Source organism: uncultured Microbulbifer sp. (genome assembly GCF_947489355.1).
In the GTDB taxonomy this organism is placed as follows: domain Bacteria; phylum Pseudomonadota; class Gammaproteobacteria; order Pseudomonadales; family Cellvibrionaceae; genus Microbulbifer.
The window spans coordinates 12,937-32,932 of record NZ_CANLDD010000043.1; the positions used below are offsets into that span (position 1 = coordinate 12,937).

At 51.1% G+C, this 19,996-nt stretch carries 17 protein-coding genes and 1 pseudogene; 6 read left to right on the forward strand and 12 right to left on the reverse strand.

The window, feature by feature from the left end; genetic code table 11:
* Position 1: 1 nt before the first annotated feature.
* From Q1A48_RS15520 to Q1A48_RS15535, 4 genes are all read left to right on the forward strand, one after another.
* The gene (locus Q1A48_RS15520; RefSeq protein WP_299946677.1) at positions 2-1,267 is read left to right on the forward strand and encodes a hypothetical protein; all 1,266 of its coding nucleotides are present in this window, start codon (positions 2-4) and stop codon (positions 1,265-1,267) included.
* Positions 1,268-1,274: 7 nt separating this feature from the next.
* Positions 1,275-2,333 (forward strand): histidine kinase, encoded by a 1,059-nt coding sequence (locus tag Q1A48_RS15525; protein ID WP_299946679.1) that lies wholly within the window; start codon positions 1,275-1,277, stop codon positions 2,331-2,333.
* The gene (locus Q1A48_RS15530) at positions 2,323-3,108 is read left to right on the forward strand and encodes a LytTR family DNA-binding domain-containing protein (protein WP_299946681.1); all 786 of its coding nucleotides are present in this window, start codon (positions 2,323-2,325) and stop codon (positions 3,106-3,108) included. The genes Q1A48_RS15525 and Q1A48_RS15530 overlap by 11 nt, the downstream gene beginning before the upstream one ends.
* Positions 3,109-3,405: 297 nt before the next feature.
* Complete coding sequence (locus Q1A48_RS15535) at positions 3,406-4,695, forward strand: site-specific integrase (RefSeq protein WP_299946683.1); 1,290 nt, start codon at positions 3,406-3,408, stop codon at positions 4,693-4,695.
* A 197-nt stretch (positions 4,696-4,892) separates the two neighbouring features.
* Here Q1A48_RS15535 and Q1A48_RS15540 read toward each other — a convergent pair whose 3' ends face one another.
* Complete coding sequence (locus tag Q1A48_RS15540; protein WP_299946685.1) at positions 4,893-5,492, reverse strand: pyridoxamine 5'-phosphate oxidase family protein; 600 nt, start codon at positions 5,490-5,492, stop codon at positions 4,893-4,895.
* A 102-nt stretch (positions 5,493-5,594) separates the two neighbouring features.
* Here Q1A48_RS15540 and Q1A48_RS15545 point away from each other — a divergent pair, with 102 nt between their 5' ends.
* Positions 5,595-7,070 carry a PLP-dependent aminotransferase family protein gene (locus tag Q1A48_RS15545; RefSeq protein WP_299946687.1) on the forward strand — a complete coding sequence of 492 codons (1,476 nt, stop codon included), beginning with the start codon at positions 5,595-5,597 and terminating at the stop codon, positions 7,068-7,070.
* A 187-nt stretch (positions 7,071-7,257) separates the two neighbouring features.
* Here Q1A48_RS15545 and Q1A48_RS15550 read toward each other — a convergent pair whose 3' ends face one another.
* Both Q1A48_RS15550 and Q1A48_RS15555 read right to left on the reverse strand, forming a co-directional pair.
* Positions 7,258-9,105 (reverse strand): glycoside hydrolase family 13 protein, encoded by a 1,848-nt coding sequence (locus Q1A48_RS15550; RefSeq protein WP_299946688.1) that lies wholly within the window; start codon positions 9,103-9,105, stop codon positions 7,258-7,260.
* Between the two features lie 171 nt (positions 9,106-9,276).
* Positions 9,277-11,559 (reverse strand): alpha-amylase family glycosyl hydrolase, encoded by a 2,283-nt coding sequence (locus Q1A48_RS15555; protein ID WP_299946690.1) that lies wholly within the window; start codon positions 11,557-11,559, stop codon positions 9,277-9,279.
* A gap of 365 nt (positions 11,560-11,924) precedes the next feature.
* Between Q1A48_RS15555 and Q1A48_RS21875 the strand changes: the two are divergent.
* Positions 11,925-12,026, forward strand: a pseudogene (locus Q1A48_RS21875) (Tn3 family transposase); the annotation flags it as partial.
* A gap of 39 nt (positions 12,027-12,065) precedes the next feature.
* Here Q1A48_RS21875 and Q1A48_RS15565 read toward each other — a convergent pair.
* The 9 genes from Q1A48_RS15565 to cobO form a co-directional block, all read right to left on the reverse strand.
* Positions 12,066-12,905, reverse strand: coding sequence for a cobalamin-binding protein (locus tag Q1A48_RS15565; RefSeq protein WP_299946691.1), 840 nt, complete (start codon positions 12,903-12,905; stop codon positions 12,066-12,068).
* 124 nt (positions 12,906-13,029) lie between these two features.
* Positions 13,030-13,845, reverse strand: coding sequence for an adenosylcobinamide-GDP ribazoletransferase (locus Q1A48_RS15570; RefSeq protein ID WP_299946693.1), 816 nt, complete (start codon positions 13,843-13,845; stop codon positions 13,030-13,032).
* Complete coding sequence (locus Q1A48_RS15575; protein WP_299946695.1) at positions 13,829-14,419, reverse strand: histidine phosphatase family protein; 591 nt, start codon at positions 14,417-14,419, stop codon at positions 13,829-13,831. Before Q1A48_RS15575 ends, Q1A48_RS15570 begins: the two co-directional genes overlap by 17 nt.
* Positions 14,420-14,423: 4 nt before the next feature.
* Positions 14,424-15,467: a nicotinate-nucleotide--dimethylbenzimidazole phosphoribosyltransferase gene (gene cobT, locus Q1A48_RS15580; protein WP_299946697.1), complete on the reverse strand. Its 1,044-nt coding sequence runs from the start codon at positions 15,465-15,467 to the stop codon at positions 14,424-14,426.
* Positions 15,468-15,491: 24 nt separating this feature from the next.
* A complete protein-coding gene (gene cobU / locus Q1A48_RS15585) occupies positions 15,492-16,040 on the reverse strand; it encodes a bifunctional adenosylcobinamide kinase/adenosylcobinamide-phosphate guanylyltransferase (RefSeq protein WP_299946699.1) in 549 nt (182 codons plus the stop codon).
* The gene (locus Q1A48_RS15590) at positions 16,033-16,815 is read right to left on the reverse strand and encodes a heme ABC transporter ATP-binding protein (RefSeq protein WP_299946701.1); all 783 of its coding nucleotides are present in this window, start codon (positions 16,813-16,815) and stop codon (positions 16,033-16,035) included. Before Q1A48_RS15590 ends, cobU begins: the two co-directional genes overlap by 8 nt.
* Positions 16,815-17,837 carry an iron ABC transporter permease gene (locus Q1A48_RS15595; protein WP_299946703.1) on the reverse strand — a complete coding sequence of 341 codons (1,023 nt, stop codon included), beginning with the start codon at positions 17,835-17,837 and terminating at the stop codon, positions 16,815-16,817. Before Q1A48_RS15595 ends, Q1A48_RS15590 begins: the two co-directional genes overlap by 1 nt.
* Positions 17,834-19,348, reverse strand: a complete 1,515-nt coding sequence (locus Q1A48_RS15600; RefSeq protein WP_299946704.1) for a cobyric acid synthase — start codon at positions 19,346-19,348, stop codon at positions 17,834-17,836. The genes Q1A48_RS15595 and Q1A48_RS15600 overlap by 4 nt, the downstream gene beginning before the upstream one ends.
* Before the next feature lie 31 nt (positions 19,349-19,379).
* Positions 19,380-19,994 (reverse strand): cob(I)yrinic acid a,c-diamide adenosyltransferase, encoded by a 615-nt coding sequence (gene cobO, locus Q1A48_RS15605; protein WP_299946705.1) that lies wholly within the window; start codon positions 19,992-19,994, stop codon positions 19,380-19,382.
* Positions 19,995-19,996: the final 2 nt, after the last annotated feature.

Below are 19,996 nucleotides of genomic sequence, written 5' to 3' on the forward strand. Positions count from 1 at the left end.
AATGAAAGGTGGTGTGACAATATTTTTACTTTTTATGACTTCAACGATTTGTATTGCTGAGCCAAATCTTGACTGGGACTGGATGGTAACTGTCAGCAATACACAGCATCGTGATTCGGTCTGGTTTGAACCACATAGTGAGTCGCAAACGCAGCAGCTCGAAGGACTGATAAGTGTGCAGGCAAACTGGCAGGACTGGAGTGGTCTGCTGGCAGTTAAGGGAAACCAGATTGCACCGAGTGAACAAGTCCAGACCTTCGACGCTGACTTTATTGTGCAGGAATTATTCTGGCAAGGTGAATGGAATATGGGGGCATCTCCTGTTGATTTGACACTAGGTAAACTCCGGCTCGACTGGGGTGTTGGCTACGGCTATCGACCTTTGAATTTCTTTAATCCATACCGCCGCAATCCGGTGGGCATACAGGTCGAAGAAGGGGTAGGGGTTGCAATGGCTTCTTACTTTGATCGCTCTGGAGAATGGAGCCTGATATACAGCGACTCAAACTGGATGGTACTGGATTCTACTGAGCCGAAACAAGGCTCTGAGCAACAAGGAGTCGGCATTCGGCGATACAGCTTGCGGGGAGATACAGAGTGGCAGGGTATTGTGTATTACGATACTGTCCGTCATGGCTTAATTGCGGGCTCAATGGTGTCGGTGATTAATGCCTTCTGGGAGGTGCACGCTTCTTCACTTTATCAGCAAGATTATCGCGCTTATCAGCAGCAAGCGTTTTTTACACCCGTTGCGGTTGAGACGCAACGCGATGGTTTTCAGGGGCTCATTGGGCTGAATTGGGCCAATGAAGCAGGCAACCAGGTCATTGTTGAATACTGGTACGACAACCGGGCATGGAGCAAGGACGAATGGATTCAGGCTTTAGAGAGAGCGAATATATTGTCACAGCAAACTACAACTGTTAGCCTGGCACATTCCTATGCGCAGGGACTCAACCAGGTCAATCTGGTGCAGCATAATGTCATGCTGCACTGGAATCTAAATTCGACAAGCTGGCGCCACTGGCAGTGGAGCAAAGACATTTTGTGGGTAGGAAACCTCGAACCGAAATTTGATTTACTTTACTCGCCTGAAGATGGTGGCATTATTGCGACGCAGTGGCTCAACTACAGTACATACGATTCAGGAACGGTTTCGATGGACATTGAACTTGCCGTTCGCTTTATGACGGGTAGCCATGCGTCCGTATATGCAAATCTCGCAGATACGCGTATGATTTTTATAAATTTAAAAGGAAAGTTTTGAAGTTTTGATGACAAACTTTGCAACGCATCTTTCCGAGGGATTGAAGAGTCTCGCTTTCACATCCTTGTTTTGTCTTGTGATAGCCTTTGCGACGCACACGATTTGGCTCAGCCCGCTCTGGGAGCATATTTTGATCAGTTTTGGTTACGGGTACAGCGCTATCTTCATCGCTTATCTGTTGCAATGGTCGAGCAGGCAATGGACGAAGCGCCAGATCAGCGTGATATCAATTGGCAGCTCAATGGCTTTGGGTACAGCTAATGCGTACTACTGGCTAAGTAAATACGAAAAATTTTCTAATTTTAGCCAGATGAAGCCTGTTATCATTCTTGGATTTATTTTTCTAGCGGCATGCTTTCTGTATTTTTACACATATAAGCAAAAACTGTTGACTCAGAAAGAGTTAGAGCGAGCCAAACGCATTCAGGCTGAGCAGGAAAAAGCGCTATTGTTTAGTCAGTTGAAACAGCTTCAAAGCCAGATTGAGCCTCACTTCTTATTTAATACACTGGCCAACATCAATGCGCTGATCGACAGCGATGCGAAAAATGCCAAGCTGATGCTGGGAAAACTTACAGAACTTTTACGTGAGAGGTTGAAGCAGAGTCGTCAGCACAACTCCACTTTAGAGGGCGAATTGGAGTTGGTGGATGCGTATCTCGCCATACAGAAAATTCGATTAGGTGAGCGACTGAAATATGAAATCATTAATCATTGCTCAGAAAACTTTAATATTCCACCATTGTTGGTTCAGCCTCTGGTCGAAAATGCGGTACAGCATGGAATCGAACCCAGCTCCGCCGGTGGATGGATCAGGGTTGAAGCTTCTGAGGCTAAGGAACAGGTGAGCATTAAAGTATTGGATGACGGTATTGGTTTTGGACATGCTGATGCTCATCCCGGCCAGGGAATCGGGCTGGAGAATATTCGTCAACGGTTGAACACCTTGTTTGGCGGTAATGCTTTGATGAGCCTAAAGAAAAGCCTAACGGGCGGTGTGGTCGCACAGGTTACGATTTTACGCACGTCACTGGAAAGTCTTGAGGTCAAAATGGATGCAAACTAAGCCTCACACCGCCGTCATTGCGGATGACGAACCTCTGCTTCGTCATCACCTCAACAACGCTCTGGCCGAGGATTGGCCGGAGCTTGACGTTGTTGCATTAGCGAGCAATGGCCAGCAGGCGTTGGAGATGGTCGAACAGCATCAGCCTGATGTGGTGTTTCTCGATATAAAAATGCCTGAGTTGGATGGGATGTCTGTAGCGAAAAGGCTCACCAAAGAAGACCATAACCCTCACATTGTATTTGTCACCGCTTTCGATGAATATGCAGTTCAGGCATTTGAGGCTAGCGCCGTAGATTACCTGCTTAAGCCAGTCTCCGAGTCACGTCTGGCACAATGCGTAGAAAAGCTTAAAACGAAGCTTAGCAGCGCAGAACCTCCCGCCAATTTGGGGGCGCTCATTAATCAAATCCAGCAGCTAAATACGCCTCAATTGCCCAAATATCTGAGTTGGATAAGAGCAAGTAAAGGGGAGGAAATTCACCTGATTGCTCTTTCAGATGTTCTCTATTTCAAAGCAGAGGATAAGTACGTCTCTTTGTACAAACAGGAGCAGGGGAAAAAGGTCGAGTACATTCTTCGGACATCGCTAAAAAAGTTGCTGGCACAGTTAGAACCGGACACATTCTGGCAGGTGCATCGCTCCAGCGTCGTGAATGTCTCGGCGATAGACAAAGTTAAGAAAGACTTTACGGGTAAGATGGTTGCTGTCATTGGGGAAGATTCGATACCCGTGAGCCGGGCAATGCAAGGCAAGTTTACCAATATGTGGTGAGACAAGGAAGGTAACAGGGCGACCAGCCGGCAATTTTAATGCCATCTGGGGGCTTGCTCTAGCCAATGTGAATAAGAGGGTCTGGAATGCGAGCTACAGAAAAGTAGTCGGAATAAATCCTGACGATACTGAACATGGCTTTATGCATGTGGACAGCTCCGAGCCTCAAGGCGATATGTTTTAAGAAGAGGAGTGGCATTTGAAAAATACCATCCTTTATTTCCAATAGTGTTTACTATTGGAAATAAAGGATGGTATGATTTCTGCCACTAAATCACTATCCGATGCTCTTGCCCTATGTCCCAGTGTTTTAAAGCGGTTCCGCTATTTGACTCCCACCGCCCATTCTATGCTCTAAAGCGCAGTACTCTGTTTCCAGAAGACATTTCCACCGTTAAGACATTTGTTGATTTGATAGCCGATGGTCCTGTTCCGGAAGCTACTGACGATTACTGGCATGTAAAGGATTTTCTGTGGAGCAAATGTCGGCGATCTGAAGCAACCTACAATGCGTTTAGGAGTGAAGCTGAACGTTTTTTACTGTGGGCTTGGTGTATTCACGGTAAATCTATAGCCTTGATGAAAAAGCGGGACATCGAGGCGTACATTGATTTCGTTGTCAACCCGCCAAAAAGCTGGATTGCAACTCAAGTTTGCAGGAGATTTGAGTCTAAGGACGGCCAGAAAAAACCCAATAAGAACTGGCGACCCTTTGTTGTCAAATTAAGTAAGGCTGAACGTAAGGAATTACTTAGAGGCACCCCAGGCACAGATATCAAACCAGACTCTGGCAATTACGTGCTTGCGCAGAAATCTCTTCGGGAGGTGTTTTCAAACCTGAGTGTTTTATACAACCATCTGGTCGAGGAAGATTACGCTTTTGGGAACGTAATTGCAGCTGTCAAAAAGGCTTCCCCCCACTTAATCGTTGATGTGTCCAATGATTCGGTTAAGCGCCTGTCGGCACTACAGTGGGAGTACGTTTTAGAAAGCACCAGAACCAGGGCCGATGAAGACCCGGTTTGGGAGCGGCACCTTTTTATCATTGCAGGTATGAAGAGCCTTTATTTGCGTGTCAGTGAATTGTCATGTCGGTCAAACTGGAGCCCTAAAATGGGGGATTTTTACAGGGAGGAAGATGACTGGTGGTTTATCGTGTTTGGAAAAGGCAATAAAAAGAGAAAAGTGAGCGTACCAGTCGACTTTCTTGAGTATTTAAGACGGTATCGTCTAAGCCGTGGCTTGGACGGATTGCCTGCAGTTGGCGAGTCCTCTCCCCTACTCCACTCAATGCGAAAACAGAACCCAGGGCTGCGAGCGCGAACAATCGCGATGCTGGCCCAGGAGGCATTTGATTTGGCAAGTGAAAATATGGCTCAAGATGGCTTTGAAGATGATGCGAAGGTCCTCTTGGCCACTTCAACTCATTGGCTTCGTCACACCGGTGCTTCAATGGATGTAGAAAGTAGAGCGCTTAAAGATCTATCAGCAGACCTGGGGCATGGAAAACTAAGCACGACAGACAAAGAATATGTCCATGCAGACGACAGAGAGCGTGCAGCTTCTGGGAGAAAAAGGCGCGTTTGAAATTTTTCTCAATCGCTCAGGTGGATTCATATTCTCCATATCTGTCGTAGTTCAGACCTGATCTGACAGTTACCGGTTTATCAGTAGACTGACAAGGGCAGTTACACAGAACTATTTACACTCTCCCTTCCCAACACAGAAACCCAAGTTAAACACTGTGCGCACCAATAGCTTTAGAACATAGCAGTTACTACTACCTAGCGAAATGGACAGGCAGGTTTAACTCCGCTCCACACGGGTAGGCTCTGATCTTCTTTGTTGTCAGTAGGTGCTCCGCTCCGGCTTTTAAAAGAACCCTCTTCTATGGTTAATCGCATCAGCGCTGTGCCCTTGCGCTCCTGGGTATTGGGGGCGCGTACTTGCTCCCAGCGGTCGGGCTCAATATCGTTAATAATAGTTTTAAAAACCTCATCAAACTCCCAGGTATCCTGCACGCGTTCCCCGCGACAAAATAACACCGCCGAGCGGTAGTTGGCACTGTGGTGAAACGCAGATTTTGCCAACACCCATTCATCATATTGTGCAAATGAAATACAGATTGTTTCCCCTGCATCTACCAGCTTCTGCAAGCGGCTTTTATTCGCCACGTGGAAATACAGGCAGTCTCCCTTGCGCCATATGGTCAGTGGAATAATGATCACCTGCCCACTCTGAACAAACCCAACGTGACCGAGCTTCAGTTCATCAACCAGTTGATATACATCTCTACGTTGGTAGCTGGCTCGTTTTGCCGCCCTGCGCACCTTGCTTTTCGCAGTGGTGGATAATTCTTGAGTGCAATTAATGGCTGTATCCATAAAAACCTCCTGATAACGGCAGATAGCTGATCGATATCGCCAATATAGAAAGTTACTGGTATCCTGATAAGATCCAGTTTTAACCACTGCATGGTACCAGTTTTGAGCGCACCAGACCTAGCCGACCTGACCCTGGACCCAAATCAACCCTTGCAAACCCAGCTCTACCACAGACTCGTACAGAGCATTTGCAATGGTCGATTGACCGCCGGCAGCAAATTGCCATCTTCCCGCAGACTGTCGGAAACCCTTGGCGTCAGTCGCAATACCGTTATTCAGGTACTAGAGCAACTCAAAGCCGAAGGCTTTCTCGGCAGTAAACCAAGGCAAGGGGTATTTATTTCCACGTCACTACCCTCTCACGTAGCGGCCATAAAAGAACCGGACTGGCAGACGAGCCCTCGTACAAGCGCAGACGATCTGCCACGCCTATCCACCCAGGGTGAATCCCTGCGAAACCCCCGTCTTGCCAGGGAGAAGTCCCAACCTTTTACGCCTGGATTACCGGATTTGGAAGCATTTCCATTCCACATCTGGAACCGCCTCTACCGACGCCATCAAAGTAGATTGCCATTGATTGGCTATGGGCCCAGCCAGGGGTATCTGCCTCTGCGTCAGGCGCTTGCAGAATACCTGCGTAGTTCCCGAGGGGTTCGTTGCTGCCCGGATCAAATCATCATTACTAACGGAGCCCAGGAGTCCCTGAGCTTGTGCGCACAAGTGGTATTGAATCCAGGTGATACCGTAGTAATGGAAAACCCCGGCTACCGCCGAGCACATATTGCCTTCGAGGCCAACAGGGCATCCCTGAAAATGGTGGGTCTAAAGAATAATTACCTGGATGTGAATGCCCTGATAAAAAGCTCCATGCGGGGAAAGCTCCTCTTTACCACTCCAACTCACCAGTACCCTATGGGCGGAGTTATGCCTGCTGGTGACCGCCTGAAACTGCTCGACTGGGCCGCACAATCTGGTTGCTGGATATTAGAGGATGACTACGACAGTGAATTTTCGTTCAAACACAGACCCGTAGCCGCTCTTCAAGGTATGGCAGAGTACACTCCCGTTCTTTATATGGGCAGTTTTAGCAAGACCCTACAACCCGGTTTGCGCCTGGGCTACTTGGTTGTCCCTAAAGCACTTGTAGAGGTATTTGCCCAAGCAAAAGAAATGCTATCAGGCTATTCACCACTTCTATCCCAGGCTGTAGTTTCAGACTTTATTGCAGAGGGACATTTCGTACGGCATTTGCGCAGAATGTGTATCAACTATCGAGAAAAATGGAATAATTTTTGTCAATTGATACGCAAAGACTTGGAGCCTCAAGCAAAATTAATTGTCAATAGTGCCGGAATGCATGTTGTGATCGCCACATCAAATATGGACGATATCGATTTATCAAAAAAACTTTCATTACAAGGCTTTGGCAGCACACCATTATCATTTTTCTCCCCCACTAAAGTTTTAAAGTCCGGCTTGGTTCTAGGGTTTGCCAATACCTCTTCGGAGGATCGCAAGTCGTGCGTGAAAACTCTAAAGAATTTACTGATTCCAACACTTCGGACAGTTTTAACCTAGTAATTCCGGGGGCTGTAGCCCTATAAGGACGTTTATCGCAACTCGGGGCTGCCCCAAACTTACGATAAATACACGCTAGACGACAGATTATGAGCTATATGCTGCTGGAGCGGCTGCGCGCGCTGGTGCTGCAGGGAACAGCGGTATTCGTGCAGCCGCGCCGCAGATATTAATTAGGGACTATGCCTTACTGCCGTACCAGAATCAGACCATCAAGCGGGGGTATCACTATCTTGCCGCGTCGCTGGTCGTAAGTGTCTTTTTGGTGGTTCAGCACATTGATCCAGGTTGAGTCGCCGAGTATCTCCGCCGAAATAGTGTTTGCCTGAGAAGCGTTGTTCAGTATGACCAACACCTGGTTGTTGCGATACACCCGGTGATAGCCGTAAAGCCGGCGCTTATCGTCAATTAACACCGATTGGAAATCGCCCAGTTGCAATGCCGGATTCCGGTTGCGGATATGAATCAGGTTGCGATAGTGTCTTAACAGGTCGGTATTGACGCCAACCTGGTCGGGGGAACGCTTGCTGCCATCGGGCAGGTAGACTTCATCCTCATACTCAATGTCCGGCCAGATCATCGGCTTGCGTGTATCCGGATCGTTTGCGCCCCACATGCCCACTTCATCGCCATAGTAGATCATCGGGGCACCCACATAAGTCATCTGGAAGATGGCGAAAAGCATTTGCAGCTGAATTTCGTGCTCGTTGGGCTTCCTGACGACATAGTCGGCGTTGTTGGTAACCTGTGATCTATTGAAGTAGTTGCCCCAATCCCGGAAATTGCCGATACCGCGGTTCACGATATGTGAACCGATGCGGTTGGAGTCGTGGCTGCCAAACAGGTTTTGCACGACATAGGCGACGCCCTGTGGGTAGAGGTCCCTGAGATCGGCCAGCTTGCGGTCAAACGCGCTGACACTGATATTCATGTCCGGCGGGTTGAAAAAGAACTCAGCCGCGGTGAAGGCAAAGTTGTAGTTCATCTCGCCATCGAATTCGTCGCCCTGAAGATAAGGCTTTACCTTTTCCGGTACATCGACAATCTCGGCGGTCAGGTAGGCCTCGGGATTGATCGACTTTACATGGCTGCGCCACGCCTTCCAGAAGTTGTGATGGACCTCGAAGGCCACGTCCAACCGCCAGCCATCAATGCCGTGTTCTATGCCCTTGCCTTTTGGGTTCATCCAGCGCTCGGTAGCGGCAAACACATAGTCTCTTGGGCCTTTGACCAGCCCGTGTTCATCCTCCCGGAATTCCGGCAGTGACTCCACGCCGAACCAGCCGGAATACTTGAATTTGCTACCGGTTTTATCGTCCCGGAAAGATTCGACGATAAACCAGTCCTTGTAGGGGGACGCCTGCTGGTGCTTTCGCAGGTGTTGAAAGGCGAAACTGTTGATGCCCATATGGTTGAAGACGCCATCGAACAGGATTCGGATGTCCCGTTTGTGCGCCTCATCAATCAGGTTCAATGCCAGCTCATCGGCGCTGGTCCAGACCCAGGTCGATGGATCCAGAGGGTCTTCCGTGGCCATCAGTTTGCGATCACCTTCGGGGTCAGGGCCGAAAGTGGGATCGATATGGTGGTAGCTGGCCCCATCGTATTTGTGCAGGGACGGGGCATCGAATACCGGGTTGAGGTAGATGGCACTGATGCCGAGGGCTTTCAGATAATCGAGTTGATTGATAACTCCCTGTAGGTCGCCGCCATAGCGGCGCCGCAACAGATGTTTCCATAATTCCGGTTCGCCATTGGCTTTTTCGTAGGCCTGCAACTCGTACCAGTCACTGCCCCAGGGGTGGACCTGCCACTGTTTCGGCGCTTCCTGGGGGTCTGCGCCGAGTATGTCCTTCCTTCCTGGGTCGTTGGCGGTGTCACCATTGCGGAAGCGTTCCGGGAAAATCTGGTACCAAACGACCTCTTTGGCCCATTGCGGAACGAATTCTTCGCCCTGGCTGGCACTGGTTGCCATTGGAATGGCGAGCGTAGCCGAGATTAGTGTGCGTACGGCAAGCTGGAGAATGTTATTCATATTAAATGCTGCTTAATTCACTGACGTCAATGTACCAAATGGGGAGGGTGCAATCGATTACCAAAACGGGGCAAAAGGTGCCCCGCGACCGCTGTAAACGGCCTTGGGACACCCTCCGCCGCCCCCCGGCCGACTTTTATGGTCCGTCTGCAACCTTCCGGGACCGGGTATTCACTGCCAGGTGAATACACTCGTCTCCAAAGTTCCGGTCGGGGTGGAAGACGAGGTAATCGAACGGTTACTGCCCCCCTCCCAGGTTAAGTTACCGTTGTCGTCCTTTTTGATGAACTTAAACTGCACCGTGGTGTGCTTCGGCAGGGAGACCGGCAGAAACCACTCGGGATAGTTCGGGTTGTGAAAGGGGCCAACTGCCTTGGATGTATCCCAGTTGCCAAGTTCGGGTATGTCTCCGACGATATAGACATTCTCCCCCAAGCTGGTGCTGGTGTTGACTTTGAAGATAATCTGATTCTGGTCATCCGACAGCACTTCATAGCGAAACTGGTTGCTGACCTTGCTGCCTTTTGTGACCGTAATCTGCTTTACACCTGCACTCACGCTGGGCACGACGGCTTTAATCATGGTATTGCTGTTGGCGATGATGATCGCAGACGTGCTATCGAATTTGACCGTGACGGCACCACCGAGACCCGTGCCGTAAAGGTAAATGGTATTCCCGGCGCGCCCCATGGTGGACATCACATCGCCCAAACGGGGAATATCGGTGCCCAGGTCGGGGTTGTAAGACCAGACACTGACTTCGCCTCCCTCCAGTGTGAAGGGCGCTATCTGCCCGTTGCCAACCGTCACTGTGTCCCCGAACAGCAGGCCGCTCAGCACATCGCCGTAACTGCCTGCCGGCAGGGTCGTGTTGATCGCCGGGACTGAAAACGACTGGTCCGGTTGGCGGTTTACCGCGACTACCACCTGTTTGTTATAAAACTGTCGCTTGAATACCAGCACATCATTGGTGCTGTAAAGTATGGCGGTTTCACCGTAGGCGATGGCCTCATTCTGCTGGCGCAGGGTGGAGAGCGACTGGATCGTCTTGTAAGCCGTTGTCGCCTGATCGAAAGGGACTTCTCTTTCCATGAAAACCCGACCGGAAATATCGCTGGCGTCGGCGGCGGTCAGGTACTGCTCGGTCCCGTAGTAGATGTTCGGCGTACCGCGTGCGGTGAGTAGCGTGGCCAGGGCCGCGTGATAGGGTTTGTTGTTCGGCTGAATGTAGCGAAAGCGGGTGACGTCGTGGTTGTCGAGGAAGGTGACCGCCTGGCTCTCATACTCGTAATCGGCGCTGGTCGCAGTCATCATCTGGCCGAACGCACTCATCGTCTCGGAGAAGTTGCCGAAGGTGTTGGTGGATGCGCGGAAATACTCGAAGTCGAGATTGTTGATACCGGTCCGATCGGGAAAAGACTGGTACTCATCGTACTTGGGGTCTGGGCGGCCGATGAAGAACTCCCCAAAATGGGTCAGCGGCCCGCCATCGGCGGAGTCGATGGCGTCCTTGAACCCCTTGGCGAACGAAGGGCTCATGTGCAGCGTAGCGTCATGGCGGAAGCCGTCCACACCCTTGGATTTCCAGAACTTTGCTGCTTCCTCGAGATGCGCTACGACGGCCGCGTTCTCGGTGGAGAAGTCGGACAGTGAGCCAAGGTCCTTGAATCGAAATCCGAATTGGGTGTCGTCGGTACCGCGATCGCCGAGATTGTGGAACCAGCCGTTGATGTCATAGTTGGGATCGGCGAGAAGGTTTTCGAAGTTGCCGTCTGAGTTGTGGTCGACGGGATTGCCATTCGAGTCGAACACATAGTTGCCATTGCCGTCCTTGTCCGGCTCGTAGAGATTTCCGTCCTCCTGAGCGTTTCCACTTGTCGGGTTTCTGCCGCGGCTCGTATGGTTTGATACGAAGTCGATAATGAGTTTTATGCCGTTGGCGTGCAGCGCGTCCCTCATCGCCTCAAACTCCTGCATCAGGCCAAAGTGCTTGTTGGTGGCGAAATAGTTGCGCACATGGTAGCCATGGAAGCTTGTCCAGAGATCGTAGCCACCGCTCTCTTTATAGTCGTAAATTGGCGTATCGCGGTTCGCATAGGGGGCGGAAATCCACACCGCCGTAATACCCATGTCCTTCAGGTAGGAAATTTTATCGACAATACCCTGCCAGTCTCCGCCCTGGTACAGCTTCAGGTCGTCTCCATTGCCGAGCCCGTCCTGGTCCGGGTCGTCGAACAGACTGACACTTGACCCAGCGGGAATATTGTTGGAGGTATCGCCGTCCACAAAACGGTCGGTAATGATCTGGTAAACGACATCTTTTGGCGTGACCGGAGACAGTGCGCCCGAGGAGGTTGCCGCGTTCGATTCCAGCGCCGCAAGTGCATACAACCCGATGGCAGCGGCCAGCGTTGTAGATATGTCAAAATGACCCAGCGTGATTTTTTTATTCATTACTTCTGATCTCTTTTTGGTGAGTGAACAGAGTAGAGAAAGAAATCGCATTCCCTAGTCACCGAGCCCGCTGGTTCCCCTTTTATATACGGGAGATAAACGCTACCGGCAGCGGGGGTTGATACTACTGAGTTTCTGCGAGCTTGATGGATTTTATCAAAGCCACAGATGCGCCCCTCCCCCCCCGGGGGGCGTAGAACGAGGACTGACGGCGGCGGCAGCCGTTACCAGCCCGTCTGTGAAAATTTCGGTGGATAGAATACCGTGAAGTGTGGCCGCTTTACCGCCGGCGGTAGGTTGTGTGGCGAGACCTGCCCGCTCTTGCACCCGTACAGGCGCTGGTTCAGGTCCAAAACTTTCGCACGGCCATTCACGCCAGGGTAATCGGTACGAATGAACACGAATCCCACCACATCTTTGACTTGCTGATGAATAACAGCTCGGAAATCATTCCCGACGTGCTCTCTTGGGCGAACTTCTGGCTACTACTCTTCGTAGGGAACAGACTACCTTGCCCTCCCATCAGTCAAACCAGTGCTAGCCTTCGCCCGCGCTTTGCGCAAGTTGCTACATATCATCCCCATACCATCCAACACACGAAAAGTATGTCTCTGGATGATATCCGGGGGCACAAAATAGAGGTTGTCATTTTTCACTGCACTAAGTGTCGGATAGGCTTCCCAAGCATCCAGCCAATCTGGCCGGCTTTCGCCCATACCACTGGATATAATCACCTCAGGATTCCGGTTAAGAACAGATTCGATACTAATCTTTGGGGCCAGAACTATCGCATCAGCGAATGCATTGCGGCCACCACAGGACTCAATCACATCGCTGATCAAGTGTTCACCATTGAGTGTTTGCAGCGGATCATTCCATACCTGGTAGAAGACACTTATAGGCGTTAGCTTTTTGTTGTTGTGCTTTAGCTTGGCAAGCCGTTTAAGCCACTCGGTTGCGGCACGGTTTGAATTGTTACCAGTACCGGCAAGTTCACCAAATAACCTTACACTCAGCGCAATATCTTCGAGTGTGTGGGACTCGTTAACGAATACCGTAAACCCGAAATCCTCCAGTTTTTGTATCATTTCGTCGCCATTTCCCGATCCCCAGGCGACTATCAGATCCGGTTTAAGGGCCAACAAGGATTCATAACTCAGTGCTTTGTAGTTGCCAATCTTCGGCAATTTTCTCGCCTGCTCTGGGTAATCGCTGTAGCTAACCGCGGCAACCAGCTTATCTCCCGCTCCCGCACTGTAAAAATTCTCCACGATATGCGGGGCCAAAGCGACGATACGCTCTGCCGGTGCGGGTAGTTCAATCCAGTGGCCCCGGGCATCTTGCACACGTACGGGTTCACCAGCCCAGCAAAACCCTGCCCATAACAGGCTCAAAGTAGTAATGAAGGTTGCGATAGTACTCCGGGGCATCATTTAACTCTGCTATTTACTAATTTTTGACACTTGGATTTCAAATCGTGGTCAGGGCTACCCATAGGATCAATACTGCAAGCTCAATAATTTCAATCAGACCACCGAGGCAGTCACCGGTGTAGCCACCAATCGTTTTTTCCCATAAGTGACGCCAAAACAAAATTAAACTGGGTAAAACACAGGCCATCCCTAGTGCGATTGGCGCGGGCGTTACTATGAAGCCGGCAACTGACACGATAACAACCACTGGCAATAACTCCCACCTTCGCCCTGAACCTGAAGGCGGGACAAAGCCTTCCATGCGCGCGTATTCAGAAATACTCATGAGAGATAGCGCTGCCGCCCTGGCCAGCATGGGCGATAGCATCAGAGGCAGGTATATCCAGACACCTTTTGCTGCCGGCAGCATCTGCCCAAGCAGCGTTGCAATCGCTGCGAATTTAATCAATAGAAATACAACAAGGGCGACCACCGCGACTGAGCCGCAATGAGGGTCGTGCATCACAGTGAGAGTTCGGATACGTCGATCTTCAGAATCGGCACACTGATGCCCGACATAATAGGCATCGGCACAGTCAGCAAGGCCATCGAGGTGTAAGGCACCTGTCAATATGACCCAGAACCCCAACAATATCGCTGCCTGCAGATGGGTTCCCAGTGGATCCAGAAGATACGCAGCTGCAGATAACAGCAACCCGATTACAACTCCAATCAAAGGGTAAAAGTAAATCGACCGTTCCACCGTCTCCTTGTCTACACGGTGGAGCAGCCCCGCCACCGGCAACCGGGTAAGAAAGACCAGCGCATACAGAAACGCCTGGGTAAGACCGGAGAACTTACGGACGATAAACATAGGTACTCAGCTCTGGGTAGGGAATCGCAAAAGTTTTGCTAGTGCAATCGTATTCCATCGATGCGGCAAATCCATAGCCAACCTGCAGCGAGATCATCTGGCTGGGTGACCAACCATTGGCAATGGTCAGCATTAACTTAATCACACCACCATGGGTTATTAACAACAGGGACTTTCCCGTATAGCGGACGGATAAATCACTTATTGTGAGTAACACCCTGGAGCGAAAAGAGGTAAAGGGCTCGCCGCCTGGCGGCGAGTGTTTATCCGGATCACGGTTCCACGCATCACATAACGCTTGTTGTTCGGTCCAGATTTTATCGACCGGTTGTCCTTCCCACTCACCAAAACCAATTTCGCGGATACCTGCAGAAGAACTCACTGGCAATTTTTTATCGAGGCCGAGTTGGGTAGCAAAAGCCTGGCAGCGATGCAGTGGAGAGGTGACAATTCGATCCCATGGACCGGGTAGCACCTCAAGCCCACGGGACATCTGTTTCCAACCCTCATCAGTCAAGGGGACGTCAATCTGCCCACGAAAAATGCTGCCACCAGAACAGGCACCGTGACGCAACAGGTCAATCCGCAACCGGTACACCTGCTTCACTGAAGGTGAACATTTTGTTATGTAAGTTAATCGCCTGCTTGATAATACTCACGGCCAATACAGCGCCAGTGCCCTCCCCCAACCGCATATTCAAGCTAAGTATGGGCGTAACTTCCATACACTCCAGAGCCAATTTGTGCCCGGATTCCTCAGACAAATGGGCATAAAGTAACCAGGGTTTTACTGAGGGGTTGATAGCCCCAGCGATGGCGGCTGCAGCAGTTGCCATAAATCCATCGACCAATACCGGAGTGCACCGCTGTGCACTGGCAATAAAAGCTCCGGCCAATGCCGCAATTTCAAAGCCGCCGAGAATACGCAAAATGTCTATTGGAGAGTCGAACGCTGCATAGTGCTGCTCCAGCGCCGATTCAATCAGCTCAACCTTGCGGGCGAGTACCGCATCACCAACGCCGGTTCCACGACCCGTAATATCGGCCACTTTTAAATCGAACAGGGCTGCAAAGATAGCAGCCGCGGAGGTGGTGTTACCGATGCCCATATCACCGCCGATAAAACAATCACTATCGGTGGACTGTCGACGCCCAGCATTAAGTGCGCATGCCAGCTGTGTATAAGTCATGGCGGCAATACCTTGGGAAAAATCTGCCGTTGAAGGGGCTATGACTTCATCTACCAGGCCTGGGTGCCCGGCAGGCACCACACAGCCCAGGTTGATTGCGGCAAAATCGGCATTCTGCTCGCGGCTCAACACATTAATAGCCGCCCCACCCTCACAAAAAATATTGAGCATTACCGAGGTTACAGATTGGGAAAATCGCGAAGTCCCATGGGCAGCGATACCGTGATCGGCTCCGAAAACTCGCACAGACAAGCGTTCAAGCTGAGGCTGCTTTCTGCCCTGGAACCCAGCGAAGTCTATAGCGAGACTTTCCAGCCGGCCGAGCGCGCCTTCCGGCTTTATTAATTGTTTCTGTCGAGCTGTAGCAGCATTTCGAGCAGATTGGTCCGGTGTTGGAGCTGGCTCATAGAGCCAGTTCAATTCATCCGTCATAGCCTTAGGCCTCTCACGCACAATTTATTTGACGGTTAGCGGTAAACCGGCAATGGCCAGGGTTACGCTGTCTGCCCTTTCTGCCAACACCTGGTGCAACCACCCGGCAGCGTCTACAAACTCCCGAGATAGCTGCCCAAGAGGCACTACCCCCGATCCAACTTCATTACTAACAAAAAACCAGGGACTAACACTGTTTTTCAGATCATTACGCCTTAGGTCAATGCACTGTAGCAATGCGTCACGCTCGCGCTCCCATACCCCCTGATGGATGCAGTTACTGAGCCACAGGGTCAGGCAATCCACCAAAACGCAGTGGGAATGTGGAGCTGCGTCTAAAGCCTTTGCCAGTGCGATGGGCACTTCTATAGTCTGCCAGCGTTGATCCCGATCTCCCTGATGGCGAGTGATACGGGAAAACATTTCCTCATCCCCCGCAGTGGCAGTTGCCAAATAGGCAAGCCCCCCGGCGTTATTGTTTTGCAGCCAGTGTTCAGCGCGCTGCTGCGCCAATCGGCTTTTACCACTGCGGGCACCACCCAGTATCAAGTGCACCTCACTATTGCTATACATCTGCCACTACCAGAGATTTACCAGTCACCGGATGCGGTATCACCGTGACACTGTACCCATAAAGCTGCTGCATATTTTCTGTGGTCAGGACGCTTTCAGCGCTCCCGTAAGCCATGCTGCGCCCTTGCTTTAGGGCGAGAATCCGGTCGCTGTAACCACTGGCATGAGCGAGATCGTGAACCGTCATTACAACAGCCACGCCGCTCCGTGCAAAATCCCGCACAGCCCTCATCATTCCATACTGATGGGCGATATCGAGGCTGGTGGCCGGCTCATCTAACAAAAGCAAACGATCGCCTCCGTCTTCAGCACGCCAGATTTGGGCCATTACCCGTGCCAGCTGCAATCGCTGCTGTTCACCGCCCGATAGTGTGGGATAGAGACGCTCGGATAAGTGGCTAACGTCTAGAGCCGCCATAGCTTCCAAACAGATTGCCCTATCTCGCTCAGTTCCTGTGGCGTGCGGTGTTCGACTCAGGGCCACCAGTTCCAGCCCGGTAAAGGCAAATGAAAGCGGATTGTTTTGCGGCAGAACGGCCAATTGCCTGGCTCGATTGCGGGCAGGCAAACTGGGGAGAGACTCCCCTTTAAAATGAACCCACCCATTCTCCATCGCGGCTTCGCCACAAAGTGCGCGCAACAGCGTCGACTTCCCAGCGCCATTGGGACCAATCACACAAACCAGTTCGCCGACATCAACTTCAAAGTGTACCTCGGTGAGCAGCGGCCGATTGTCCACACTTACAGAGACTCCCTCCGCGTATAATAGAGCCACTAGAGGGACCTTTTGTTTTTGCGCAACAAAGAAATGAAAAACGGCACCCCGATCAGTGCGGTAATCAACCCTACCGGTATCTCAACTGGAGCAATAATCGTGCGCGCGAGGGTATCAGAGAGTAGTAATAGGATTGCCCCGGCCAGTGCTGATAGGGGCAGCAGCTGGCGGTGATCCGGTCCTACCCATAAACGCACCATATGCGGCACCACTAAACCGACAAAGGCGATACTGCCAGCCACTGCGACCGAGGCCCCCACCCCTGCAGCAACAAACACAATCAAGGTAGTTTTTACCCGCTCTACATCAACTCCGAGATGTCGTGCTTGGGACTCCCCCAGCAGAAGAACATTAAGCGAAGACCCGAATCGGGGCATGGTAACAAGCAAACCACACAGCACCGCCAAAATCAAAAAAGCGCGGGGATAGCTCGCCGCATCGAGCCCGCCCATCCGCCACAGGCTGATGCGGCGAAGCATTTCATTATCGGCAAAATACTCCATCAATCCGACCAAGCTCGCAGAAAAGGCAGTAACGGCAATACCCATCAGCAGCATGGTAGCCACGGAAGTCCCATTGATACCTTTTGCCACCTTATAAACCAATGCCACCGCAGTCAGGCCGCCGCAAAACGCAGCAATCGATACCATCGGCAAACTTCCAAAGGCACCCGCCACTTCCGCGCCAAGCAGAATAGCCAGGCAAGCACCGAAGGAGGCACCAGCGGTCACGCCAATTAATGATGGATCTGCGAGCGGGTTGCGAAACAACCCCTGCAACATAGCGCCACAGATTGCGAGCACCGCTCCAACCCCTGCGGCCAGTATCGCTCGAGGCAGCCGTATTGCCTGGACGATATCTCGAGCCAGTCCCCCTTCGCCCTGCCCACTCAGCGCAACGAATACCTGCGATGGCGAGAGGTACACTGCACCTACCGCCACTGCAGTGACGAAACTCGACGCAAATACTGCCGGTAGTAGCCACCAAGCAAGATTTAAAGCTCTGATGCGGGCAATAGTCACTGGCTTTCTTCTCGTAGCGCAGTTGTATTCTGAGCCCTTTCAAATTGCTTGAGCCAAGTGCCCTGCATATGTTCGGCAATTGAGTCCGCCAGCCTGTCCAACTGTTTCTGGCGGTGGGCATTCAGATCCAGCGATGAGCCACCTTTTAGGCCGCCCCAGGCAAGTAGTGCATTTTGGGCTTGCGGTGAATCAAAAAGTCCATGTATATAAGTAGCGAGCACCTGCCCATCGGCACTGATGGCACCATCTGGTCTGAGGTTTCCATCTTCTTCATCAAGGTATAACGCAGGAGTTTCCAAGGCTGGCCCCTCTGTAATTCCGCAGTGAATCTCGAAGCCTTGTATGGTGATATCCGTCTTTTCTTTTTCCTGATTTTTCAAAGATAGAAACCCAGAAACATTTTCCAGCGCCTTAACTGGCTGCAGCCTGGTTGTGTAATCCAGGTATCCAAGGCCCTGTTCGCTGCCAGGGGTATCTTCTATTCCCTCTGGGTCCTGCACCTCTTTTCCCAGCATCTGCAAGCCGCCGCAAATACCTATGAGTTTTCCACCGTAACGCAAGTGCCGATCCAGTTGTGTGGGCCAGTCATTTTCCTTTAGATAGGCAAGATCAGCCCGTACATTTTTACTTCCGGGTAGAATGATCCAATCACAAGAGGGGATTGAATCACGAACACTCAAAAATTGCAGATCAATATCTGGATGTAATCTCAGTGCATCAAAATCTGTATGGTTGCTAATGCGCGGTAATACAGGTACCACCACTTTCAATTTGGCATCAGCGCGGACCTGCTGGGTACTAATAGCATCTTCCGCATCCAGGTACAGGTCGTGGAGATAGGGCAATACACCGAGTACCGATTTGCCGGTGTACTCTTCCAGCCAGTCAAGCCCTGGCTGTAACAATTGCAGGTCGCCACGGAACCGGTTGATCACAAAGCCCACTACGCGCTCGCGCTCTGAAGGGGACAATAATTCGAGGGTACCCACCAAGTGGGCGAAAACCCCACCGCGATCAATATCGGCAATCAATACCACCGGGCAATCCACTGCTTCGGCAAAACCCATATTGGCAATATCGTTTTCCCTTAGGTTGATTTCCGCCGGGCTACCGGCACCCTCGACAAGCACCAGCTCATATTGATTTTTGAGTCGTTCAAAGGAATCCAGTACAGCATTGTGTGCGGTGGATTTGTAATGATGGTAATCCAGAGCCTGCATATTCTCCAGTACCCTGCCCTGGATAATAACCTGGGCATCGGTATCTGATGCAGGCTTGAGAAGCACAGGGTTCATATCACTGTGTGGTTCTATTCCGCACGCCTGCGCCTGTAGCGCCTGCGCCCGCCCTATTTCCCCGGCATCCGTAGTTACGGCACTGTTAAGTGCCATATTTTGCGGTTTGAACGGAGCAACACGAACACCGCGCCGGGCGAAATAGCGGGAAAGCGCCGCCACCAAAGTACTTTTGCCAGCATCGGAAGTGGTGCCCTGGACCATCAAAACGGACATAATGAGTACAACTTATATGTGTTAACAGACTTTAGTAATCAACCCCTTTCCTGGCTTTGATCCCCGCTTTAAATGCATGTTTGATATCTTTTACTTCAGACACAGTATCCATAAGCTTTTGCAGCGCACTACCACCACCGCGGCCGGTCACTACTACACTCTGCTCTGGCGGACGCTGAGCCAGCACCTCCAATACCTGTGATTCATCCAGGTATTTGTATGCGAGCATATATGTCAATTCGTCCAACACCACCAGCTCATAGCTGGCATCGGTGAGCATTTTCTCTGCTTCTGCCCAGGTTCTTTTCGCTGCGGCTATATCGCTGGTTCGATCCTGGGTATTCCAGGTAAAGCCGGTGCCCATTTGGTAGAGGGTTACTTGCGGACAGTGGTTTTTGAGAAAAAGCTCTTCCCCAGACTGCTGTGCGCCTTTAATAAATTGCACTACACCCACTTTCTGGCCGTAACCCAATGCCCGTATGACCATGCCGAAAGCCGAGCTGGACTTTCCCTTGCCATTGCCAGTGAGCAATACAGCAACACCACGCTGAATATCGGCCGCTGCGATATTTGCATCGACCCTTGCTTTGTGTTTTTGCATTGCCTGCTTGTGCTTGGCATTTTTTTTCTGCTGATCTTCCGACATGG